General features: G+C 59.2%; 18 protein-coding genes. 3 read left to right on the forward strand and 15 right to left on the reverse strand.

The features are described from left to right. Window positions 1-8 precede the first annotated feature (8 nt). From OKC31_RS20295 to OKC31_RS20310, 4 genes are all read right to left on the reverse strand, one after another. Window positions 9-722, reverse strand: coding sequence for a winged helix-turn-helix domain-containing protein (locus OKC31_RS20295; protein ID WP_270657542.1), 714 nt, complete (start codon window positions 720-722; stop codon window positions 9-11). A gap of 461 nt (window positions 723-1,183) precedes the next feature. Then, the gene (locus OKC31_RS20300) at window positions 1,184-2,710 is read right to left on the reverse strand and encodes a methyl-accepting chemotaxis protein (protein ID WP_270657544.1); all 1,527 of its coding nucleotides are present in this window, start codon (window positions 2,708-2,710) and stop codon (window positions 1,184-1,186) included. A 64-nt stretch (window positions 2,711-2,774) separates the two neighbouring features. Continuing rightward, a complete protein-coding gene (locus OKC31_RS20305; RefSeq protein WP_270657546.1) occupies window positions 2,775-3,506 on the reverse strand; it encodes a substrate-binding periplasmic protein in 732 nt (243 codons plus the stop codon). Between the two features lie 551 nt (window positions 3,507-4,057). Further along, window positions 4,058-5,296: a uracil-xanthine permease family protein gene (locus OKC31_RS20310; RefSeq protein WP_005334784.1), complete on the reverse strand. Its 1,239-nt coding sequence runs from the start codon at window positions 5,294-5,296 to the stop codon at window positions 4,058-4,060. Window positions 5,297-5,601: 305 nt separating this feature from the next. Between OKC31_RS20310 and OKC31_RS20315 the strand changes: the two genes are divergently transcribed. Next, window positions 5,602-6,948 carry a Hint domain-containing protein gene (locus OKC31_RS20315; protein ID WP_247823212.1) on the forward strand — a complete coding sequence of 449 codons (1,347 nt, stop codon included), beginning with the start codon at window positions 5,602-5,604 and terminating at the stop codon, window positions 6,946-6,948. Further along, window positions 6,945-7,286 carry an RT0821/Lpp0805 family surface protein gene (locus OKC31_RS20320; protein ID WP_040065365.1) on the forward strand — a complete coding sequence of 114 codons (342 nt, stop codon included), beginning with the start codon at window positions 6,945-6,947 and terminating at the stop codon, window positions 7,284-7,286. Before OKC31_RS20315 ends, OKC31_RS20320 begins: the two co-directional genes overlap by 4 nt. A gap of 87 nt (window positions 7,287-7,373) precedes the next feature. Here OKC31_RS20320 and OKC31_RS20325 read toward each other — a convergent pair whose 3' ends face one another. Next, window positions 7,374-9,089, reverse strand: coding sequence for an NAD-dependent malic enzyme (locus OKC31_RS20325; RefSeq protein ID WP_075114855.1), 1,716 nt, complete (start codon window positions 9,087-9,089; stop codon window positions 7,374-7,376). A 274-nt stretch (window positions 9,090-9,363) separates the two neighbouring features. Here OKC31_RS20325 and OKC31_RS20330 point away from each other — a divergent pair, with 274 nt between their 5' ends. Next, window positions 9,364-10,128 (forward strand): substrate-binding periplasmic protein, encoded by a 765-nt coding sequence (locus tag OKC31_RS20330; protein WP_270657547.1) that lies wholly within the window; start codon window positions 9,364-9,366, stop codon window positions 10,126-10,128. Between the two features lie 87 nt (window positions 10,129-10,215). On the opposite strand, the gene OKC31_RS20335 is transcribed toward OKC31_RS20330, so the two are convergent. The 10 genes from OKC31_RS20335 to OKC31_RS20380 form a co-directional block, all read right to left on the reverse strand. Beyond that, window positions 10,216-10,626, reverse strand: coding sequence for a DNA breaking-rejoining protein (locus tag OKC31_RS20335; RefSeq protein ID WP_234917701.1), 411 nt, complete (start codon window positions 10,624-10,626; stop codon window positions 10,216-10,218). Between the two features lie 159 nt (window positions 10,627-10,785). Further along, window positions 10,786-11,757, reverse strand: a complete 972-nt coding sequence (locus OKC31_RS20340; RefSeq protein WP_247823218.1) for a formate dehydrogenase subunit gamma — start codon at window positions 11,755-11,757, stop codon at window positions 10,786-10,788. Then, entirely contained in the window at window positions 11,754-12,413 is a 660-nt protein-coding gene (gene fdh3B, locus OKC31_RS20345) for a formate dehydrogenase FDH3 subunit beta (RefSeq protein ID WP_005353752.1), read from the reverse strand. The genes OKC31_RS20340 and fdh3B overlap by 4 nt, the downstream gene beginning before the upstream one ends. A 4-nt stretch (window positions 12,414-12,417) precedes the next feature. Continuing rightward, on the reverse strand, window positions 12,418-15,294 hold the full coding sequence (locus OKC31_RS20350; RefSeq protein WP_005353754.1) for a formate dehydrogenase subunit alpha: 2,877 nt from the start codon (window positions 15,292-15,294) through the stop codon (window positions 12,418-12,420). A gap of 23 nt (window positions 15,295-15,317) precedes the next feature. After that, window positions 15,318-15,521, reverse strand: a complete 204-nt coding sequence (locus tag OKC31_RS20355) for a transcriptional initiation protein Tat (RefSeq protein ID WP_005303194.1) — start codon at window positions 15,519-15,521, stop codon at window positions 15,318-15,320. A gap of 116 nt (window positions 15,522-15,637) precedes the next feature. Further along, window positions 15,638-16,255 carry a TorD/DmsD family molecular chaperone gene (locus OKC31_RS20360; protein WP_058058400.1) on the reverse strand — a complete coding sequence of 206 codons (618 nt, stop codon included), beginning with the start codon at window positions 16,253-16,255 and terminating at the stop codon, window positions 15,638-15,640. Between the two features lie 10 nt (window positions 16,256-16,265). After that, complete coding sequence (locus OKC31_RS20365) at window positions 16,266-18,011, reverse strand: 4Fe-4S dicluster domain-containing protein (protein ID WP_123172587.1); 1,746 nt, start codon at window positions 18,009-18,011, stop codon at window positions 16,266-16,268. A gap of 103 nt (window positions 18,012-18,114) precedes the next feature. Further along, window positions 18,115-18,714 (reverse strand): DUF3306 domain-containing protein, encoded by a 600-nt coding sequence (locus OKC31_RS20370; RefSeq protein WP_270657549.1) that lies wholly within the window; start codon window positions 18,712-18,714, stop codon window positions 18,115-18,117. After that, window positions 18,707-19,297 (reverse strand): DUF3305 domain-containing protein, encoded by a 591-nt coding sequence (locus OKC31_RS20375; RefSeq protein ID WP_270657551.1) that lies wholly within the window; start codon window positions 19,295-19,297, stop codon window positions 18,707-18,709. The genes OKC31_RS20370 and OKC31_RS20375 overlap by 8 nt, the downstream gene beginning before the upstream one ends. 383 nt (window positions 19,298-19,680) lie before the next feature. Continuing rightward, entirely contained in the window at window positions 19,681-20,262 is a 582-nt protein-coding gene (locus OKC31_RS20380; protein ID WP_270657553.1) for a hypothetical protein, read from the reverse strand. Window positions 20,263-20,391 lie beyond the last annotated feature (129 nt).

Below are 20,391 nucleotides of genomic sequence, written 5' to 3' on the forward strand. Positions count from 1 at the left end.
GAGATCCCTTACAGCGTTTTTTCGAGCTCTTTATAGGAAAGCACGCGAACCTGGTGGCCGGAGACCAGCACCAGCGATGCCGGTTTGACTGGTGGTACATCGCTCCGTGCCTCCATCTGGCAAACAACGCCGGTCGGCGAGTCGGTACAGTGCACATGGAGCCACTCGAAATGGAGATAGCTGGCGACAAACACCACCAGCACAGCCAGTAGCAGATTGACGTACATCAGGCTCCTGACCAGCATTGGCCGCCCGATACCGCTGAGAAAGGCAAGTTTGGCCCGCTCACCAAAAGAACGGGGAGCAACAGGCTCTTTGATGACCTCGTGGTCGGAGCTTGGTGGTGTCGACGGTGGCTGAGCAGCCATTGCAGGCGTGGGCTCGCTCACCGGCTCGGGCAAGGGCTCACTCTCTGTTGGCAGTGCCTTGCCGTAATAGCTCTTCATCTTGCAGTTCAGGTGCAGGGAGTACCCTTTTTTCGGGGTACTTCTGATATCCAGCGTCTGGGGGGATGAGGTGAAGTGGCGACGAATATTGGCGATAGCCACGTTCAGGGAGTTGGGGCTGATGGGGCGACCCAACCAGCCGATTTCGAGCAACAGATCCTTGTCGCACACCTCGTCATGGTGATCGAGCAGATAGCTGAAAATGAGGCTCTCTGCCGATGACAAGCGCACCACCCGGGCGCTTTGCAAGTTGTCCTTGTCGGCACAGAAGATCAACTCTCGCCTTTTGACATCAAAGACATAATCACCGAAGTGATAGGCTGATATGTTATTGCCTGGCGCAACCCCCGTCATACCAACCACCTGTTATTTGCATTCATCATGAAGAAGATGGGATTCCACACCTGATAAAGCCAGATGGCGGCTCAGGACTTGCTGTAATTAAACGAAATTCTAAAGGGTCGAGATCAGCGGCACAATAGATGCAGGCAGGCATGAGCGGGGAAAATGAAAATATGCGTCCAGCGCTGTCGGACTGCGTATCGGGCAGAGCATGATGCTGCGAGTTTCGCCTATCGCGGTCACGCCAATCTCAGCTGAACAGTGACATGGGCATGACGAAAAGCTCTGCTGGACAAGGCCCCTTGCCCCTCACAACATCTCGCCGCACTTTACAATAACAATAAAGGGAACCTTGCATGCCCCGCAGGATGATCCAACGGGGCGAAGTGAACTGACTAGACCCGAAACTGCTTAAGCAGGGTGTCGAGTTGGGCCGACAGCTGCCGCAGATCGCTGCTGGCTTCGGCAACCTGTGCCACTCTGGCTGCACTCTCGCTGTTGAGCGTCGCAATCCGGTTGACGCTGTGACTGACCGCTTCCGCCACCGAGTGTTGTTCTTCCGATGCCTGGGCGATATACATGTTCATCTCGCGGATCAGGCTGACCTGATTTTTAATCTTCTCCACCGATGTCTGCACATCTGCCGCCTCGGTGCCGGCGCGGGATGCCTTCTCCTGACTCTGTTGCATGCCGGCACCGACATTCTGGGTCGCTTGCTGCAACCGCTTGATACTGGCGCTGATCTCCTCCGTCGACTGGCGAGTACGGCCCGACAAGGTGCGCACCTCATCCGCCACCACCGCAAAACCGCGCCCCTGATCCCCCGCCCGCGCCGCCTCGATGGCCGCGTTGAGGGCAAGCAAATTGGTCTGCTCGGCAATGCCGTTGATCACCTCAATGATGGTGCCAATGCTGCTGCTTTCGGTCGAAAGGGTGCGCATCAGGGTGGCGACTCGCTCCACCTCCCCCACCAGTTGATGGATGGCCTCATTGGCATGGCCCGCCAGATTGTAACCCTGCTCCACATAGAGGTTGGCCTCATCGGTAGCGCCAGAGGTTTTCACCGCATTGCCAGCCACTTCCTGCACCGCCTGACTCATTTCGGTAATGGCAGTAGCGACCTGATCCAGCTCGGATTGCTGGGCGTCACTGCCTACCCGGGTATCTGCCGAGAGGGAGTCACAGAGTTCGGCGGTTTGCAACACACCGGCAGAGAGCTCGTTGATCTCCGCCACCATCTCCTGCAACTTGGCAATAAAGTGGTTGATGTTGGTGGCCAGCGCGCCCATCTCATCCTGACGGCTGATCTTCAGACGCCGGGTCAGATCCCCCTCTCCTTTGGCCAGATCGAACACCGCCTGATTCATCTGATGGAGCGGCCTGAGCACGTTGCGATGAATCAGCACCATCAGCAGCGCAATGATGCAGAGATCGAGCACAAGGATCTGCCAGACGGTGGTGATCAACTGCTGGCGCAGTTGGGCCTGAATGGCAGCATCACTGGTTTGCACCAGCAATCGGGCCACGGTGTTTTTCTGGCCGCTATCGTCATAGACCAGATCATATCCCCCATAGGCAGCGGTATCGGCAGGCATGGCTGTCACAGGGGCAATGCTCCCCGCCGAGTCACGGGCAAACCCGGCCACCAGCTTGTCCTTGTTGACCACCAGCAAAGCACTCAGGATATCGGCCGCCAGCTCTGACTTGAGCGATGCCTCGATGAAGGCCGATTCATAATTCCACAGCGGGCCGGGCAGGGAGAGCTGCAGCCGGCCGATGGCCTGCTCGACCAGCGCACTCTGTTTGCTGTAGCTCTCCGCCCTGACGGCGTTGTAGTTGTAACCGCCAAACAACACCAGTAGCAGACTCACCGACAGGGAGGTCAACACGGCAATCCTGAACGTCAGACTTTTCCAATCCATGGTTTCCTCCCGGTTTTACGGCAGCCGGCGCAATGCCATTGAGCGGCACTTGCTATTGGTACTGTTACTGGTACTTGGCATTGATCTTGTCGATGGTGCCATCCGCCTTCATGGCAGCGAGGATCTCGTTAAGCTTGTTGATGAGCTCATCGGGCGTATCCTTGTTAAACGCCAAGCTCATCTGGGTTTCCTTGAACACGAAGACCGGCTTGGGTGAAGCTACTTTCTCCTTGCTGGCCAGATAAGGCGCCAGATACTGGCCGGTTGCCCAGAGATCGATGCGACCTGCCTCCAGTTTTTTCACGTTGGCGGTATCGTTGGCGGCCAGCTGCAACTTGGCAAATCCCTGGGCCTTGAGATATTCGGCGGCCGCATCACCGTTATAGCCACCCACCGAATACTGCTTGGCATCTTCCAGCGACTTGACCGTGATATTGGCGGTCGAACTGGAGAAAAATACCCAGTTGTTATTGACCAGCGGCCCTACCCACTTGAACAGTGCTTCCCGCTCCGGAGTGCGGGTCGTGGAGTAGAGGGCGGTATTGGGAGTACCGAGGGTATCTTCGTACGCCCGCTTCCAGGGCATCAGGGTCAGCTTGTATTCGACCCCGGCACGCTTGAACAGCTCTTCGACCACCTCGGTCGACAGCCCGACAATCTTACCCCCCTCTCCCTGCATGTTGAATGGCGGGTAATCCTCGGTCATCACGTTCAGTGGCGCAGCCTGAACAGCGTTTATCGCCATCATGGAAGAGACTGAAAAAATTGCACTTTTCCACAGCAGTTGATAGTTCATTGCAACCTCGCTTTGCTTGCCATTCATCCCTGAACATCCGCCGTTACCGATGGCGGTGCACGTCTAACCCGCTGGGGTCATGCCGGCTTTCACGGCTCGCCGCCCACCCATGTGCAGCAGCAAACAGATCCGGATTTTGCCTGTGCGCAACGAAACGCAACCGGCGAGGCAGGCTCACAACAAATCGAGGTGGAAAAATGCCAGGGCAGCATAAGGGGAGTGCGGAGTGGGGCGGATAAGCCTCTGCCATACAACAGCGCCGTGGCAAAGAAAAAGTGCATCGTTTTATGACAGGGGTCTGGGAGAGAAATGATAGAAAACGCCAACATCCATTTTCCCATACTGCTCGAGGAGACCTCAGAGCCAAACCTGTCCTTTAGCTAAGGCCACGAAAAGAGATACGTCAAATGAGAATGCTAACCCCCTCATCTGCTTCCAAATTAGATTCCAGATGAGCTCCGTCGAGCCACAAAGTGGCGCGAGATACCCGAAAAACAGAAGGCCACCGCGAGGTGGCCTTCTCCAAATCAACAATGAACGTCTGGTGAAACTCAATCTTTGGCCGCGTCCATCACACCCTCTTCGGAGTGCGCAGGCAGGATCAGGTTGAGCAGGATGGCGGCAACAGATGCCAGGCCAACGCCGGCCAGCGCGAAGTCGCCAATCTTCATCTCCAGCGCACCGACACCGACGGTCAGAGTCACGGCGACGATGGCGATATTGCGTGACAGTCCCAGATCCACCTTGGATTCCACCAGCGTCTTGAGACCGATGGCAGCGATGGATCCGAACAGCAGCAGCATGATACCGCCCATCACCGGCATCGGGATGGAGGTAAGCAGCGCATTGAACTTGCCGAAGAAGGCCAGAATGATGGCAAACACCGCAGCCCAGGTCATGGTGACCGGATTGAAGTTGCGAGTGATCATCACGGCACCGGTCACTTCGGCGTAGGTGGTCACGGGTGGGCCACCGATGAAACCGGCGAAGCAGACGCCGATGCCGTCACCGGCCAGCGTACGGTGCAAACCCGGATCCTTGGTGTAATCCTTGCCAGTCACGCCACCAATCGCCAACACGCCACCGATATGCTCGATACAGGGGGCGATGGCTACCGGCAACATGAACAACGCAGCAGCCCAGTTGATCTCCGGGGTTTCGAAGTGGGGCAGCGCCAACCAGGGGGCGTTCACCATACCATCGAAACTCACCTGGCCCATGAATACCGCCGAGACATAACCGGCAATCACACCGCACAGGATGGGGATCAGCTTGATCCACCCCTTGCAGAACACAGCTGCAATCAGGGTGACCGCCAGCGAGATACCGGCCAGTGTCAACGCAGTCCCCGCAGGTACTACCTGCTCACTACCGGCACGGCCCATCGCCATGTTGCAGGCAACCTGCGCCACAGAAAGACCGATGACCATGATCACCGGGCCAATCACCACCGGGGGCAACAATTTGTGCACAAACCCCATCCCTTTTGCCCGGATCAACGCAGCCAGAATGAAATACATGAAACCGGCGGCAAACAGGCCAAACATGGTGGATGGCAATCCCCAGGTCTGGGTGGCGTAGATGATGGGAGCGATGAAGGCAAAGCTGGAACCGAGGAAAATCGGGACCTGGCGGCGGGTGCAGAGCTGGAACAACAGGGTGCCCACACCGGCGCCAAGCAGGGCCATGGAGGGGTTCAGTCCGGTGAGCAGGGGCACCAGAACCATGGCACCGAAGGCGACAAACAGGATTTGCAGCCCGGCGACACTTTGCTTGACTAAGGAAAACATGGATGTCCTTAATTTTTTGATAACTGATGGGGATATTTATCACTTTTCAGTTATCACAAGACTTTTCCAAGGCACAAAATGAACACAAATACGTCACTTGTTGCCTTTTACTGCTTGGGAAGGGCATGAAACTGGCTTTTTAGGCGGGATTCGTTGCTACAAGCATCGAGTATGCGATTTTACGCATTATTGTGACGAACGCCAATCGTTTTTCCATCATGTTTATTGTGTTCATGGTCAAAAATGCCGCCACCAGGGGGCGCTCTATAATGGATCCTGTGAATCAAGATGGACAAGGAGTCCCCATGTCACAGCCCCCATTCAAGGCCAGCCAGCGCAGATTGCTTATCGGCTCGGCCATCGCACTCGCCCTGTTTGCAAACCCGTTCAGTTATGATTTCGCCCACAATGAGTGGCAAATGAATCAGGCCTATGCCAAGTCCTGCTTTATCGCCGGCACTCGCATCACGATGGCCGATGGTTCCACCCGCCCCATAGAGACGCTCCGGGTCGGTGAACAGGTGCTGGATCAGCACGGCGGCAGTAACCGGATCCTAGCGATCGAACGGGTCATACTGGGCAAGCGCAGACTCTACGGGATCAATGATCTGCCCCCGTTCTTTACCGCAGAACACCCTCTGCTGACCACGCGGGGCTGGGCAGCCATCTCACCAGCCATGACCCGAACCGAAAACCCGCAACTGGCGGTGCTGCCGCTATTTACCGGCATGCAGATAATGTGTCGCCCGGCACCTGCCATGGTGACGGGCAATCTGGCCCTGCAACCCCAGCCGGAATTACTGCTGGTTGAGTCACTCTGCTGGATCGAGGCATCTCCCACTACCGCACTCTTCAATCTGCTGCTCGATGGCAGCCACAGCTATATCGCCAATGAGCTGATCGTTCACAACAAAGATGGCGATGGTGGCAGTGGGGGCAGCAGTGGTGGAGGCAGCAACAGCGGCGGTGGCAGCGACAGCGGCGGCGGCAGCAACAGCGGCGGAGGCAGCAACAGCGGCGGAGGCAGCAACAGCGGCGGTGGCAGCGACAGCGGCGGAGGCAGCAACAGCGGCGGTGGCAGCGACAGTGGCGGAGGCAGCAACAGCGGCGGAGGCAGCAACAGCGGCGGAGGCAGCAACAGCGGCGGAGGCAGCGACAGCGGCGGTGGCAGCGACAGCGATGGGGGCAGCGATGACAGTGGCGGCCAAGGCGAGCATGCCGGCGGAGAGCAGCATGGTGGAGGTGAACGGCATGCTGGTGGAGAAAAACATGCAGGGGGAGAACGCCATGGGGGTGGCCGCGGATTTGGCAATGGCGTTGATGACAACGGTGTAGATACCGTCGATGCCAATGGCAACAAGCTCAGAGGTGACGGCACCATCGATGACAACGGCGTGGATGCCGTCGATGCCAACGGCAACAAGCTCAGAGGCGATGGCACAGTCGATGACAACGGCGTGGATGCCGTCGATGCCAACGGCAACAAGCTCAGAGGTGACGGCACGGTCGATGACAACGGCGTGGATGCTGTCGATGCCAACGGCAACAAACTAAGAGGTGATGGCACGGTCGATGATCGCCAGCAAGTACTTACCGATGAGCAGGAGCGGGCGCTGCTCAACAACGGCTTTCGCCAACAGGGGCAACCATGATGCGTTATCTGCTAACACTCCTCCTGCTCGGCCTCGCTGGCTGCGCCACGGTCGACACTCCGCCGCTTTACCATCAAATGGATAAGGCAGATGTTCAACTGGCCAATCAGGCTCTCGCCAAGGCGCTGGAAACCCGTACCAAAGGCCAAAGCCTCACCTGGTTCAATCCAGCTAACCGTCACTCGGGTAGCGTCACCCCGCTACGCACCTTCCGCCATACCAGCGGGGAGTGGTGTCGGGACTATCGCGAGCAACTCTATATCGGCAAGGCGAGCCAGCAGTGGCAGGATACCGCCTGTCGCAATCAGCAAGGGCGCTGGCGGCCATTGCGAACTTAGTGAATGCCACGGGGTAAACGAAAGGGGGTAGCAGCGCTACCCCCTTGTCATCTTTACCGACCCGTTATCCGAGCGGTGAATACGCGGTTATACCCGACGATAGGGCAGGTAAACCGGCTCCCACATGTGGTTGAGGATATGCTGCTGCAGATCCTGACCGATCAGCGGGTGGGAGGGATCCCGGCGCACGATATCCTTGAGCACTGCGGTGGCCACATGCACCGAGATGCTGCGCAGCTCGCGAATGCGAGGATAGACGGCCCCTTTCGCCAGGTCCACCTCACTCACGCACTCAGCCAGCGCAAAGGCGGCAGTAGTGAAGACATCGGGTGTGATCTCGCGGAGCTGGCTGACGATGGCCGCCAGACCTACACCGGGGAAGATAAAGACGTTGTTGCCCTGCCCCACCCTGAACTCCTGCCCCTCGTAGCTCACATCCTTGAAGGGACTACCGGTCGCCACGATCGCCTTGCCCTTGCTCCAGCGGTAGATATCCTCCGGCAGCGCTTCACAGTTGGCGGTCGGGTTGGAGAGCGGGAACACCATGGGGCGCTCGCAATGCTGCAGCATCAGCTGGATATGCTCTTCCTGGAAGGCACCGCCCGAGCCACTGGTACCCAGCAACACGGTAATGGGCACATGACGCAGCACATCGGCCAGATTGGCCTTGCCGGGCACCTCGGTATCCCAGCCCGCCAGCAACAGCCCCGGCTTGGCATAGCGGCGCTTGTACTCGTCGAGCCCGTCCCGGTTGTCGCACACCAGCCCCTGGGTATCCAGAATGTAGATGCGATCGCGGGCCGCCTGCGGATCCATCCCCTCGCGGATCATCCCCGCGCAGATCTGATCCGCGACACCAACCCCGCCGGCGCCAGCGCCATAGACCAGATAGTTCTGCTGGCCCAGGGTCTCCCCCTTGACCTTGACCGCGCCTATGATACCCGCCAGCACCACGGCACCGGTGCCCTGAATGTCATCGTTGAATGACGGCAGTGCCTGCTGGTAGCGGGCCAGATTATTGAAGGCATTGGATTTGCTGAAGTCTTCCCACTGCAGCACGGCATTGGGGAAGTGGCGCTTGACCCCCTGCACGAACTTGTCGATGAACTCTTCGTACTCCTTGCCACGAATACGCTTGTGGGGGCGGCCCAGATACATGGGATCATCGAGCAGTTTCTGGTTGTCGGTGCCCACATCCAGCGCGATGGGCATGCAGCAGGCGGGGTGAATCCCGGCCCCAAGGGTATAGAGCGCCAGCTTGCCGATGGGGATGCCCATGCCGCCAACACCCTGGTCGCCGATCCCCAGAATGCCCTGGCTGTCGGTGACGACTATGATGCGGATCGATTTGGCATCGAAGTGACGGGCCTGACTGCCCATGTCATCCACGTTGTCCGGGGTGATGTAGAGGCCGCGCGGCTTCTGGAAGCGGTGGCTGAACTCCTGGCACGCCTTGCCCACAGTCGGGGTATAGATGTAGGGAGTCATCTCCTCCACATGGCGTGACAACAGGGCATAGAAGAGAGTCTCGTTGCGATCCTGCAGGGCACGCAGGTTCTGGTACTTCTCGATATCGCTGCAAGCGCTTTTGAACCCCTCATACACTCGCTCGAGCTGGGCTTCAAAAGTTTGCACCTGAGGCGGCAGCAAACCATCGAGATCAAAATCGGCCCGCTCCTGTTCGGTGAAGGCCGTGCCCTTGTTGAGGTATCGATTGTTAAGCAGATCAGTGCCGGTCAGTGCAACGGGGCGAAAATCCTGTCCCTGTGCATCTTTCCACAGCAGATATTGTCCGGTAGCCATAGTCATTCTCTTTGATTTACGTGAAATTGCCGTTCGGCAGGAGAGCAAGACTCATAATGAAATCAATCATATGACGTTTACTCGATCGGTTTTGTGAGCTTGGGCATACCCTGCGGCCAAAATAGGCGCCCAGCGACCCCGGCGAGACAAACATCCACGGCAAGGAATGAGACTCATGTTAGCATTGCGGGCAACCCAGCCCCTTTCACCGCATCACAGCCGGGAGTGATCTGATGCCCTCGCCTCTGCCAGCCTGCGTCCCCTTCTTTCTGCCATGCGCCTGATCCCGCGGCTTGCTCTGTGGTTGTTTCTGGCCTGCCAGTCGGCTCTCGCCGCTCCGGGCCGGGTGCTCAACATCATCGTGGGTGAATGGCCCCCTTTCGTCTCCGAGCAGTCAAAACAGCACGGGCCAGTGGCCCACCTCATCAGCGATCTGTTCAAGGAGGCGGGCTATCAGGTGAAGTTCCACTTCGCCCCCTGGGGTCGGGTCTATTCGCTGGCGGCCAACAGCCAGCTCTACGACGCCACTGCCGTCTGGATGCACAAACCGGAGCGGGAGCAGGATTTTCTGTTTAGCGAAGCGGTGCTGCAGGAGCAGTTTGTCTTCTTCTCCCTCAAATCACGGCAGCTGCAAGCCGAGCGCCTTGAGCAGATCATCGGCATGCGGTTGGGGGGCGATATCGCCTATAGCTACGGGCCCGAGCTGGATAAGATGGTGGCCGATGGCAAGGTAACCCAACAGAAAGTCACCGACGTGAAACAGAATTTCGGCAAGCTGCTGCGCGGGCGGATTGACCTCTATCCGCAAGAGCTGCGAGTCGGTCTGGCCGAGTTGCAGAGCCAGTTCGACCCCGCCAGCGCGGCACTCATCACCCACAGTCAGACCCCTTTTCTGCGCAACGACAGCTTCGTGATGTTCCCGCGCAAGATGCCGGATTCAGCCAAACTGCGGGATCAGTTCAATCAGCAGTTGCAGCAGGCCATCGCCAGCGGACGTTATCAGAACTACTTCGAGCGACTGGCCCGGGGGGAATATTGACCTTGGCGAGGCAAAAACAGAGGGGATAAAACAACGGTGGCGGCCCTTTGTGGCCGCCACCTCTGTGATGCTTGTCAGCGGCTGGCATTAGCCGCTGATACCCACCTCCAGCTTGAACGGCGTCTTGGCCTTGCTGCTCTCGGCCGCCCCCATCTGGTAGACCCGAATGGTATAAGTGCCCTTGGCAGGCAGGGTTGCCTCAAAGTTGTTCCCGTCACGAGAGCCAACAAAGATCGCCTCCCCCTTGCTGCCCGGCGGCAAAATATTGAAGTAGGGCTTGCCGGTCAGGATCACCACCATGCTCTGGCCCTTGTTGGCCGTCAGCTTGTAATCGAGGGTCTGGCTACCCTGAATGGTACTGTTGATGGTTGCCCCTGACTCCCCCTTCTTGAACTGCACCTGCTGGGTCTTGATCCCGTCAGCCGCCTGCGCCATGCCCGCAATACCACCGAAGAGCGCAGATGCACATACCGCTGCCAGCCATGCTTTTCTCATCATTTGTCATCCCTTGTGTGAATGGAACCACTGTTACTGTTGCTCAAGGCGGCCCAAAAAACCATCTCCATTTGCGGCATATCTCAATCAATTTGCCATCACATTTGACCCGCCATCAGAAGGGGCGCCGCAGCGCCCCTTCTCTTTACTCTTTGTCGACCATCAGCTTGATTTACCCGCCCTGGGCTCATCAAGGGTGTGCTTCACCTCTTCATACCAGAGGTCGTGGTGCTCCTTGGCCCAGGTTTCGTCCACCTCGCCGGTCACCATCCCCTCCAGCGCCCCTTCCAGCTGGAACAGGCCCATGTAGATATGGAAGATAAAGCCGCAGATAAGGATCAAGGCGCCGACGATATGGATAAAGCTGGCCCACTCCATCTGGCGGCGCAGCTGGCCGAAGATGGGGAAATCGAGGAACAACCCGGTCGCCACGACTATTCCGCCAAACCAGATCAGCAGCCAGAAAATGGCCTTCTCGCCGCCGTTGGAGAAGCCCGCCGAGGGGTGACTTCCCTTGTGCTTGCCGAGCATGCCGCCAAACTTCATGAACCACTGCACATCCACCATGTTGACGATGTTGTGGCGGAACCACTTGATGAGCACCCCCATCAGGCAGAGGAAGAAGAGCGGCCCCACGTAGTTGTGGAACACCTTGGCGAACCAGATCCAGTTCTCCCACACCCCGAGGCTCACCACCGGCTTGATGAAGTACTTGCCGTAGATGATGGCCAGCCCCGACCCGGAGAGGGTCAGGAACATGGCCGCCGTGGTCCAGTGCAGCGCCCGATCCAGCCGACTCCAGCGCTTGAGCTTGCGCCCGGTGCGCGGTTTGGAGAGCTTGGTCTGCCCCACCACCAGATACATCAGGCCACACATGGCGAGCGACCCGAAAATGGCGATGGCGCCGAGCGGCGACACCCACTTGGTCTTCACCTCGAACCAGAGCTGGCCCGGCACCGAGATAAGCACTCCGTGCTCCGGCGAGCGGGAGGTGGTCACCCCCTCCTGCCCATCCTTCACCGCCCGCCAATAATCGGCGCCGGCAAAGCCGACCGCCTCTTTCTGCGCATCAGCGAAGCCGGGCGCGCTGAACAGCAGCAAGGCCGTCAGCAGCGCTGTCAGCCAGTGTCTCATTGGCCATCCTCCTGCTTGCCAAGCTTGAGCCCCTTGCCTCTGCCATCGTGAGGTTTGCTGGCGTCGCGATAGAGCGCCTGTTCATCAGCCCCCCAAGCTGCATGAGGAGCACCACGATAGGCAACCCGCTCACGGAAAATATCGGAGATCACCTGCGCATCCCCTGCCAACAGCGCCTTGGTAGAGCAGAGCTCGGCACACATGGGCAGCTTGCCCTCGGCGATGCGGTTGGCACCGTACTTCTGGCGCTCCGCTTCGCTGTGATCCTCTTCCGGGCCGCCGGCACAGAAGGTGCACTTGTCCATCTTGCCCCGATCGCCAAAGGCGGCGGTCTTCGGGAACTGGGGGGCACCAAACGGGCAGGCAAACAGGCAGTAGCCACAACCGATGCAGAGATCCTTGTTGTGCAGCACGATGCCGTCGTCGGTGTGATAGAAGCAGTCGGCCGGGCAGACCGCCATGCAGGGGGCGTCGGTGCAGTGCATGCAGGCGACCGAGATGGAGGTCTCACCCGGCAGGCCGTCGTTGAGGGTCACCACCCGGCGGCGCTGGATGCCCCACTCGAGGGCATCGTCGTTCTCGTTCTTGCACGCCGTCACACAGCCGTTGCACTCGATGCAGCGCTTGGTGTCACACATGAATTTCATTCTAGCCATGGGATCAGGCTCCTACTTTGCGAAAACGGCACAGGGTGACCTTGGTCTCCTGCATCTGGGTGACCGGGTCATAACCATAGGTGGTGACTATGTTGACCGACTCCCCCAGCACATAGGGGTCAGACCCTTCCGGATATTTGGATCGCAGATCCTTGCCCTCGAAGTGGCCGCCGAAGTGGAACGGCATAAAGGCGAGCCCCGGTTTGACCCGCGGGGTCACCAGTGCCTTCACCTTGACCCGGCCCCCTTCCGGCCCCTCGACCCACACATCCTGACCGTCGCGCACGCCGACGTCGTTGGCATCCGCCGGGTTCATCTCGACGAACATCTCCTGCTGCAATTCAGCCAGCCAGGGGTTGGAGCGGGTCTCGTCGCCGCCCCCCTCGTACTCCACCAAACGGCCGGAGGTGAGGATGATCGGGAACTCCTTGCTGACGTCCTTCTCCTGCACCGAGGCGTACTGGGTCGGCAGGCGCCACAGGCTCTTCGAATCAGGCCAGGTGGCGTAGTCAGCCAGCAAGTCGCGGCGCGGGGTGTAGAGCGGCTCGCGGTGCTTGGGCACCTGATCCGGGAAGGTCCACACTACGCAGCGTGCCTTGGCGTTGCCATACGGCACAAAGCCGTGCTTGATGGCGACCCGCTGGATACCGCCGGAGAGATCGGTCTTCCAGTTCTTGCCCTCGGCCTCTTTCTTCTCGGCCTCGGTCAGCTCATCCCACCAGCCGAGCTGCTTCATCAGGTCGGCAGTGATCTCGGGATAGCCGTCTTCCACCTCGCTCCCCTTCGGCCAGGAGTCTTCGGCGAGCAGCGAGACGCCCTGATACTCGATACCGAAGCGGGCGCGGAAACCGCCCCCCCCTTCCGAGACCGGAATACTGGTGTCGTAGAGGATATGGCTGCCGGGGTGCTTCATCTCAGGGGTGCCCCAGCAGGGCCAGGGCAGACCATACACTTCGCCGCTGACCGGGCCGCCTTCGGCCTTGAGGTTGGTCTTGTGGAAGGTGTGCCAGTTCTGCTGGTGCGCCTTGAGCCGCTCCGGGCTCTGACCGGTGTAGCCCACGCTCCACATGCCGCGGTTGTACTCGCGGGTGATGTCTTCCAAGAGCGGCTGGTTGTTCTCCACCTTGATGTGCTTGAACAGCTGATCGGCAAAGCCGAGCTTTTTGCTCAAGAGATACATGATCTCGTGGTCGACCTTGGATTCGAACAGGGGCTCGATCACCTTGTCGCGCCACTGCATGGAGCGGTTGGTGGCGGTGACGGAACCATAGGTCTCGAACTGGGTGGTAGCCGGCAGCAGGTAGACGCCGTCGGTGCGATCGTTCATCACCGAGGCAACGGTGGGATACGGGTCGACAATCACCATCATGTCGAGCTTTTGCATCGCCTTCTTCATTTCCGGGCCGCGAGTCTGGGAGTTGACCGCATGGCCCCAGTAGAACATGGCGCGGATGTTGGAGCCCTGCTCAATGAGATCGGCGTTCTCCAGCACCCCGTCCACCCAGCGGGAGACCGGAATGCCGTTGTTGTTCATCGGCAGCTTGCCGTTGTAGGCCTTGTTGTCGAAGCGCGCCTTGATCCACTCGTAATCCACATCCCACACCCGGGCCCAGTGCTTCCAGGAGCCCTCTTCCAGCCCGTAGTAGCCGGGCAGGGAGTCGGAGGTGACGCCAAAGTCGGTGGCGCCCTGCACGTTGTCGTGACCACGGAAGATGTTGGTGCCCGCCCCGCTCTTGCCCACGTTGCCGAGGGCCAGTTCGAGGATGCAGTAAGCGCGGGTATTGTTATTGCCGGTGGTGTGCTGGGTGCCACCCATGCACCAGACCACGCAGCCGGGGCGGTTGTCGGCCAGCAGCTTGGCAGCGCCATAGACCTGCTGCTCGTTGAGGCCGGTCACCCGCTCTACTTCGGCCGGGGTCCAGCGCGCCACCTCTTTTTGCACCTCGTCCATGCCGTAGACGCGGGTGCGGATGAACTCTTTATCTTCCCAACCGTTCTTGAAGATGTGCCAGAGCATGCCCCAGATAAAGGCGACGTCGGTGCCCGGACGCAGGGAGAGGTACATGTCCGCCTTGGCGGCAGTGCGGGTGCGGCGCGGGTCGACCACCAGGATCTTGCAGCCGTTGCGCTCTTTTGCCAGCAGAATGTGCTGCATGGCGACCGGGTGGGCCTCCGCCGGGTTGGAGCCGATAAACATGATCGACTTGCTGTTGTGCATGTCGTTCAGGCTGTTGGTCATGGCGCCGTAGCCCCAGGTGTTGGCGACCCCAGCGACCGTGGTGGAGTGGCAGATCCGCGCCTGGTGATCCACGTTGTTGGTGCCCCACAGAGAGGCCATTTTGCGAAACAGGTAGGCCTGCTCGTTGGAGTGCTTGGCGGAGCCGAGCCAGTAGACGCTGTCGGGGCCGGACTCCTTGCGCAGGCGCAGCACCTCGTTGCCCACCTCTTCGATGGCCTGATCCCAGCTGATGCGCTGCCACTTGCCGCCCACCAGCTTCATCGGGTACTTGAGGCGACGCTCACCGTGGCCATGCTCGCGCAGGGCCGCCCCCTTGGCGCAGTGACCGCCAAGGTTGAAGGGGTGATCAAACGCCGGTTCCTGACCGGTCCAGACCCCGTTTTGCACCTCGGCATAGACGCCGCAGCCCACCGAGCAGTGGGAACAGATGGTGCGCTTCACCTCGACCGGCACCCCGGCCGCCACGGTTTTGGCCTCGGCCCGCTGCATCATGGCAGGGGCCAGCCAACCGGCGGCCACGGCGCCACCGGCTACCAGACCCGAGTTGACCATAAAGGCGCGGCGGGTCAGCCCCTGACCGCGAATGGCCTCATTGCCCTGCTCGCCCGCTTGGGGCTGCTCGGCACGTTTTGTCAGTTTCATGAGTTCTCCTTCACTGATCCGGCTCAGTCAGTGCCGCGCAGGGTGCGATAAAAGTCGTGAACATGGGGGGTCTCCCGATAGCCCTTGTCAGGCTCGGTGTCGTGGGTCAACACCTCTTTGCCCACCACCCGACCGGTGGCACCGGCTAGCACGCCTATGGTGGCGACCACGCCAACTCCCTTGATCAGATTGCGGCGGGACGGGTCTTTCAGCTGTTCATCGCTCATTCTTGTGACCTCTGTTGTTGTTCTTGCCGGCGCCTGCCGCCAGCTTCGCGTCCAATGGGATATCTCGTCTGCTCGTGTTGTTATGCGCAGCTCTTGTTATGCGCAGATAGAGGCATTCAGCCCGGCACCACGCAGGCGCCAAACGGCAGGCGCAATTCGTTTTCCAACTTGAAGAAATCTTCGGCAAGGGCCCCGACTGCCCGGTAGAAGCTGCCCCCTTTCGCCTGTTGCTGATCGCGGCAGCATGCGAGTACCCAGGGGGCAAGGTGGCGCTCATAGAAGCGGTTGCGCTCCGGGTGTTGCTCGCCAATCAGTACCGCCATCACCTCACAGAGGGCAGCCAGATGATCTTCCGGCTCGCACACTCCGCTCTGGCGCTCGAAACCGAGGGACTGCAGATCTGCGCGCAGCACCGCCAGCGGCAGCTCCATCAATGAGCCGGTGAGATACCAGGAGGCAAACGGCACAATCTCCCCGCGCCCCAGCCCGATAAAGAGATCCTGATACTCCTCGGCAAGCTCGTTTTCGTGGTGGCTGCTGGCCGCCAGCTGCACCAGCCCCAGCCCTCTGGCAAAGGGGCCCGGCATCGGCTGCAACCCTTGCAGCCAGGCGAGCTGTTCGCCACGGGGGGCGGCGCGCCAGAGGCTTGCCAGCAGGGCGTAGAGATCGGCGCTGCTCTGTTCCAGTTCGGTCATGGTCAGTTCGCCAGCCTTTTCGTTATGTTGTTCACTCATCACTGGCCCCTCATACCTTGAGCTGGGAGACGGGATCCGCCGCCAGCGCCGCAAACACATCCTTGACCCGACAGTCCTCGCACATCAGCAGCCGCTGGGCGGCCTCGTTCTGGAAGTGGGAGTGACCGGCCAGTTTTTGCTGGATGCGGCGGATCATCGAAGCGGGCGCGAACGGCTTGGAGCAGCGAATGCAGCAGGCAGCCTCTTCGGCTTTCAGGCTCTGCACGGCGCGGCGCGCTTCGGGTACGGGTTGCAGGCGGGGCATCAGCACGATGGCCTGCTCGGGGCACGCCTTTTCGCACATGCCGCACTGGATGCAGTCCTGCTCGATAAAGTTGAGGCCAGGCGTGTACCCAACCGCATGCAGGGCGCGGCTCGGGCAGACCGCCACGCACCCCATGCAGAGGGTGCAGTCAGCTTCTTTCAATTCCACACTGCCGTAAGGGGCACCGTGGGGCACCGCCAGCGGCTCACGGCTCCCCTCATTGGCTTGCCAGAGGGCATCGAAGGCGGCAAACAGGTTTTCCCGTTTGTCCCCTTTGAGCTGCTTCTCCAGCAGGGCAACGGCTGACTGCGCGTAAAGAGACTCATCCATTTCGGCATCGCCGTTAAACAGGGCAATACGATTGGCAGCAAGACCAGCGCCCGCCAGCAGCACGGCGGCGCTGGCCAGCTCCCGCTCAACCAGCGCACGGACGCTTTCGGGGGCATCGTCACCGAGCGCAATGCGCACTGTGCTGGCGCCATAGGCAAGGGCGGCGAACCAGCTCTCGATGCCTAAACTGGCGCTCTCCTCCACCCAGACCGGCAGCCAGTTGGCGGGCAGGCGGGTAAGTTCGGCCTCAACCCATTCGCGCTCGTTTTCACCGGCAATCAGCAACTGGGGCGCTTCGCCACCCGCCTCCCGATAATGCTTGAGCAATCGGAACAGGTAGTCACCGCTGGTGTTGGCATCGGGCTGGTGATAGGCAATCGCCCCGGTCGGACAGGCCGAGGCGCAGCTACCGAAGCCCTGACAGAGATGGGGATCGATCTGGATGCGACCATTGATGGGCTTGAGCGCATCGGTCGGGCAGACATCGAGACAGCGGCTGCAACCGGGCACGCCGCGGGCGGTAAAGGCGCAGGCCTCGGGGTCGAGGCGAAAATAGCGTGGCTTGTCGAATATACCGGTCAGTGCGCAGATCTCGGCAAGCCGTTCGGCCAGCCCTTGATCATCGGCAAGATGCAGATAACCGACCGGCGGGCGTTCCAGCGCAAAGAGCGGGGCGCGGCCCAGATCGGCCACCAGATCAAAGCGCGGCTCGCCATTTTCCGCAGCCTGCTGAGTAAAACAGAGTGCCGCCAGATTAACCCGCTCACCCTGACCATTGAGGCCGGTCAGCTGGAACTGCCCCAGATACCCTGTCAGGCTCGGTTCGCGCAGGGTCAGGGCCGCGAGGGATGCGGTGGCATCGAAGATGGTTTCGAGATCGGCCGCCTCGGCATAGTGGACCGCTTCGCTCACCAGCAGAGTGGGCTTCACCCCGGCGGGCAGCAGGCTGGCAGCGCGGCGAATGCGATCTTCCGGGCCGACCAGCAGCAGGCGCCCCTGACTCCGGTAAGAGACAGTGGCCGGGATCAGGTTGTCGGTCTTGACCGTATGCTGCAGGGTATAGGCGCGAGCGCGCGCGTTATGCTCGGCCGCCCCCGCCCCATGGGCAAGATTGGAGGCTAGATTTGGGGCCAGATTTGGCAATGTTTGTTCAGTGCTCACATACGCTCCTGTGCGCACCACCTCATGGGATGGGCGCTTGTTGGTAAGCCGAGAGAGCAAGAGGCGAGCCAACTCCCCCGGAAAAAAAGTGACTGACAGGGAGTCAGGATCCTGAAGGTTCCATTCCCCCACCTTTGGTTGGGACATTTTGTCCACCAAAGGAAACCAAAATGTCCCGATCGTCGGTGTGGGTTTGAGAATGGTTATCAGCCAGCTCGTGCGGCTCGGCGGCAGGTTCACTGGCAAGCGCAACCGGTTCCGCGGATCCGCTGGCCAGATTGACCGATTCGCTCTCCGGGGCGGTTACCTGCTCTACCAGCCAGTTGCGCAGGCCAGCGGTCAGGGCCGCAGGCAGCAATTCGGGCTGGCTAAAATCCTGGGTGTAGTCGTCAAGCCCATCCGGCTTGTGAGTGCGAAACATGGCCCGCAGCGCCTCCCTGTCGGGGAGTTTGGCCTTGCCCGGCTGAGCCGTTGTTAGCGGCGGCTCGCCACTCTCGGCCCCCTCAACGGCAAGAGGTTCACAGCTCCCCTTGTCAGTGCTGACTACGGGGCTATCCAGCGATGTATCTGGAGTTTTACCTTCACCACTACCTTCGATGGGGGCGGCAACTGCCTCGGGAATGGCCTCTTCCCGTGGCTGCAATACCTGATGCTTGCGCGCCTCACTCTTGCGAGACGACCAGCGCTTGAGGAACTCACTCATGGGCATTTTTTCCGGCATTGTTTCCGGCCTTGTTTACGGCACAGGTTCCGGCGTCGCTGCCACGCTCGCGGCCATCGGGGCCTGTGGCTTTAACGGCACCGCAGCTGGCTTGATCCTGGCTATCGACACCCAACTGATCCTGCGCCCGCCCCTTGCCCTTCTTGCCCTTGCGGCGGGCCTCCAGCAGCTCGCCGTGACGGCCGATAAAGGCCTCCACCCAGGCTTGCAGTGCCTCGGGCAGCGGGCAGGAGAGCACCTGCCGCTCGCCATCCATATAGGCGGCGGCCACAGTCTGACTCAAGGTCAGGCCATCGGCCACAAAGCCACTGTCCACGCGGCTTCCGGTGACAAAGAGGCGGGGCGAGCCGGAGCTCAGATTGAAGCGATAATCCCCCCGCTCATCGCGAAACAGGGTAAGGGGCAAGGCACCGGCAGCCTCGGGTTCGGCGGGATGGAGCGCCGCAATCTCGAAACGGCGGCTCTGCCAGCGGCCAACCTGGCTGTCGATGGCCTTTAACTCCAGTTGCAGCCAGCGCTGCGGGGGCAAGGTATTGGTTGTCTCTTGCACTGTCACGGCTCCCATTAGAAGGTCTCTGCCGGGCCGCCCTCCCCCGTGATCCACCCTGTTCGGGGCGGATCAGAGCAGAACATTCAGGGCGGCCACGGCCATCAATGGGATAAGACTTAGCAAGAGTGGGGCCAAGGCAGGTTTGGTAGTTGATGGAGGCATTGCTGCGGGTTGGCGCGTTGTGCGGGATATGGATCGGCGCGGGCGTAGGTTGGTGCAGAGCGCAGCGAAGCCCAACATACAGAGTAAGACCAATCCGCCAGAGTCTAATCAAGAGGGATGGTAATAACCGAATAACACTGAATTATCCGATTATTGCTTTTGAAATATTCCACGGTAAACGTTGGGCTTCACTTCGTTCAGCACCAACCTACGATTTAGCCCAATGTACAACATAATTAACTTGCAGCAGACTTTTTATTTTCTTTTTTAGCAATACTAGATAGCTCTTTTTCTATTATTTTGGCAGATACAACTGGCAATGTTTGCGAGAGCATAAAAATAGATGTAAAAATGAAAAACACCCCAATAAAAATAACCGAGAACACTTGAATTAAACTAACATTAGGAATCTGACTAGAAATACCTATTAAAAGCAACCCAAACAACGCCATTCCAACACCAAAAATGAAATTAAACCAATATATAAACAGCTCGAACTTAGAAATACAAACAGTCACATTTCCACTATCGCCATCATAAGAAAAATGAGGTATGGCTCTTTTGAAATGGATAAATGAAACTGTTCCATTTGTTGACTGATGTGCTTTAATTACAGCTTCTCTGAATTGTTTTTCAAGACGGATGCCAGTCGTTATTTTAAAGTGCTCTGTAGCCAACTCTTCTTGCAGATGCGATTCCGTTAGCCCCGAAACAAAATCGCATTTTACAGCATCTGTTAGTTTCGATATTCTTGCTTTTTTTCTCTCCTCCCAGAAATCAACTATCGTTTTATAGTTAAAAATAAATGCAACCACCACTATCACTATCCCTAGAAGATAATTACCATTACTCAAACTATCGACAAGCTTAGGTAATCCCCCCATTTTTTGGAGCACTCAAAAGTAGAGGTCATGCGGCCTGTGCCAAGCGCTGTTTCGGCGTGTAGC

The organism is Aeromonas sp. Y293-4 (assembly GCF_027705905.1).
GTDB classification, from domain to species: Bacteria; Pseudomonadota; Gammaproteobacteria; order Enterobacterales; family Aeromonadaceae; genus Aeromonas; species Aeromonas veronii.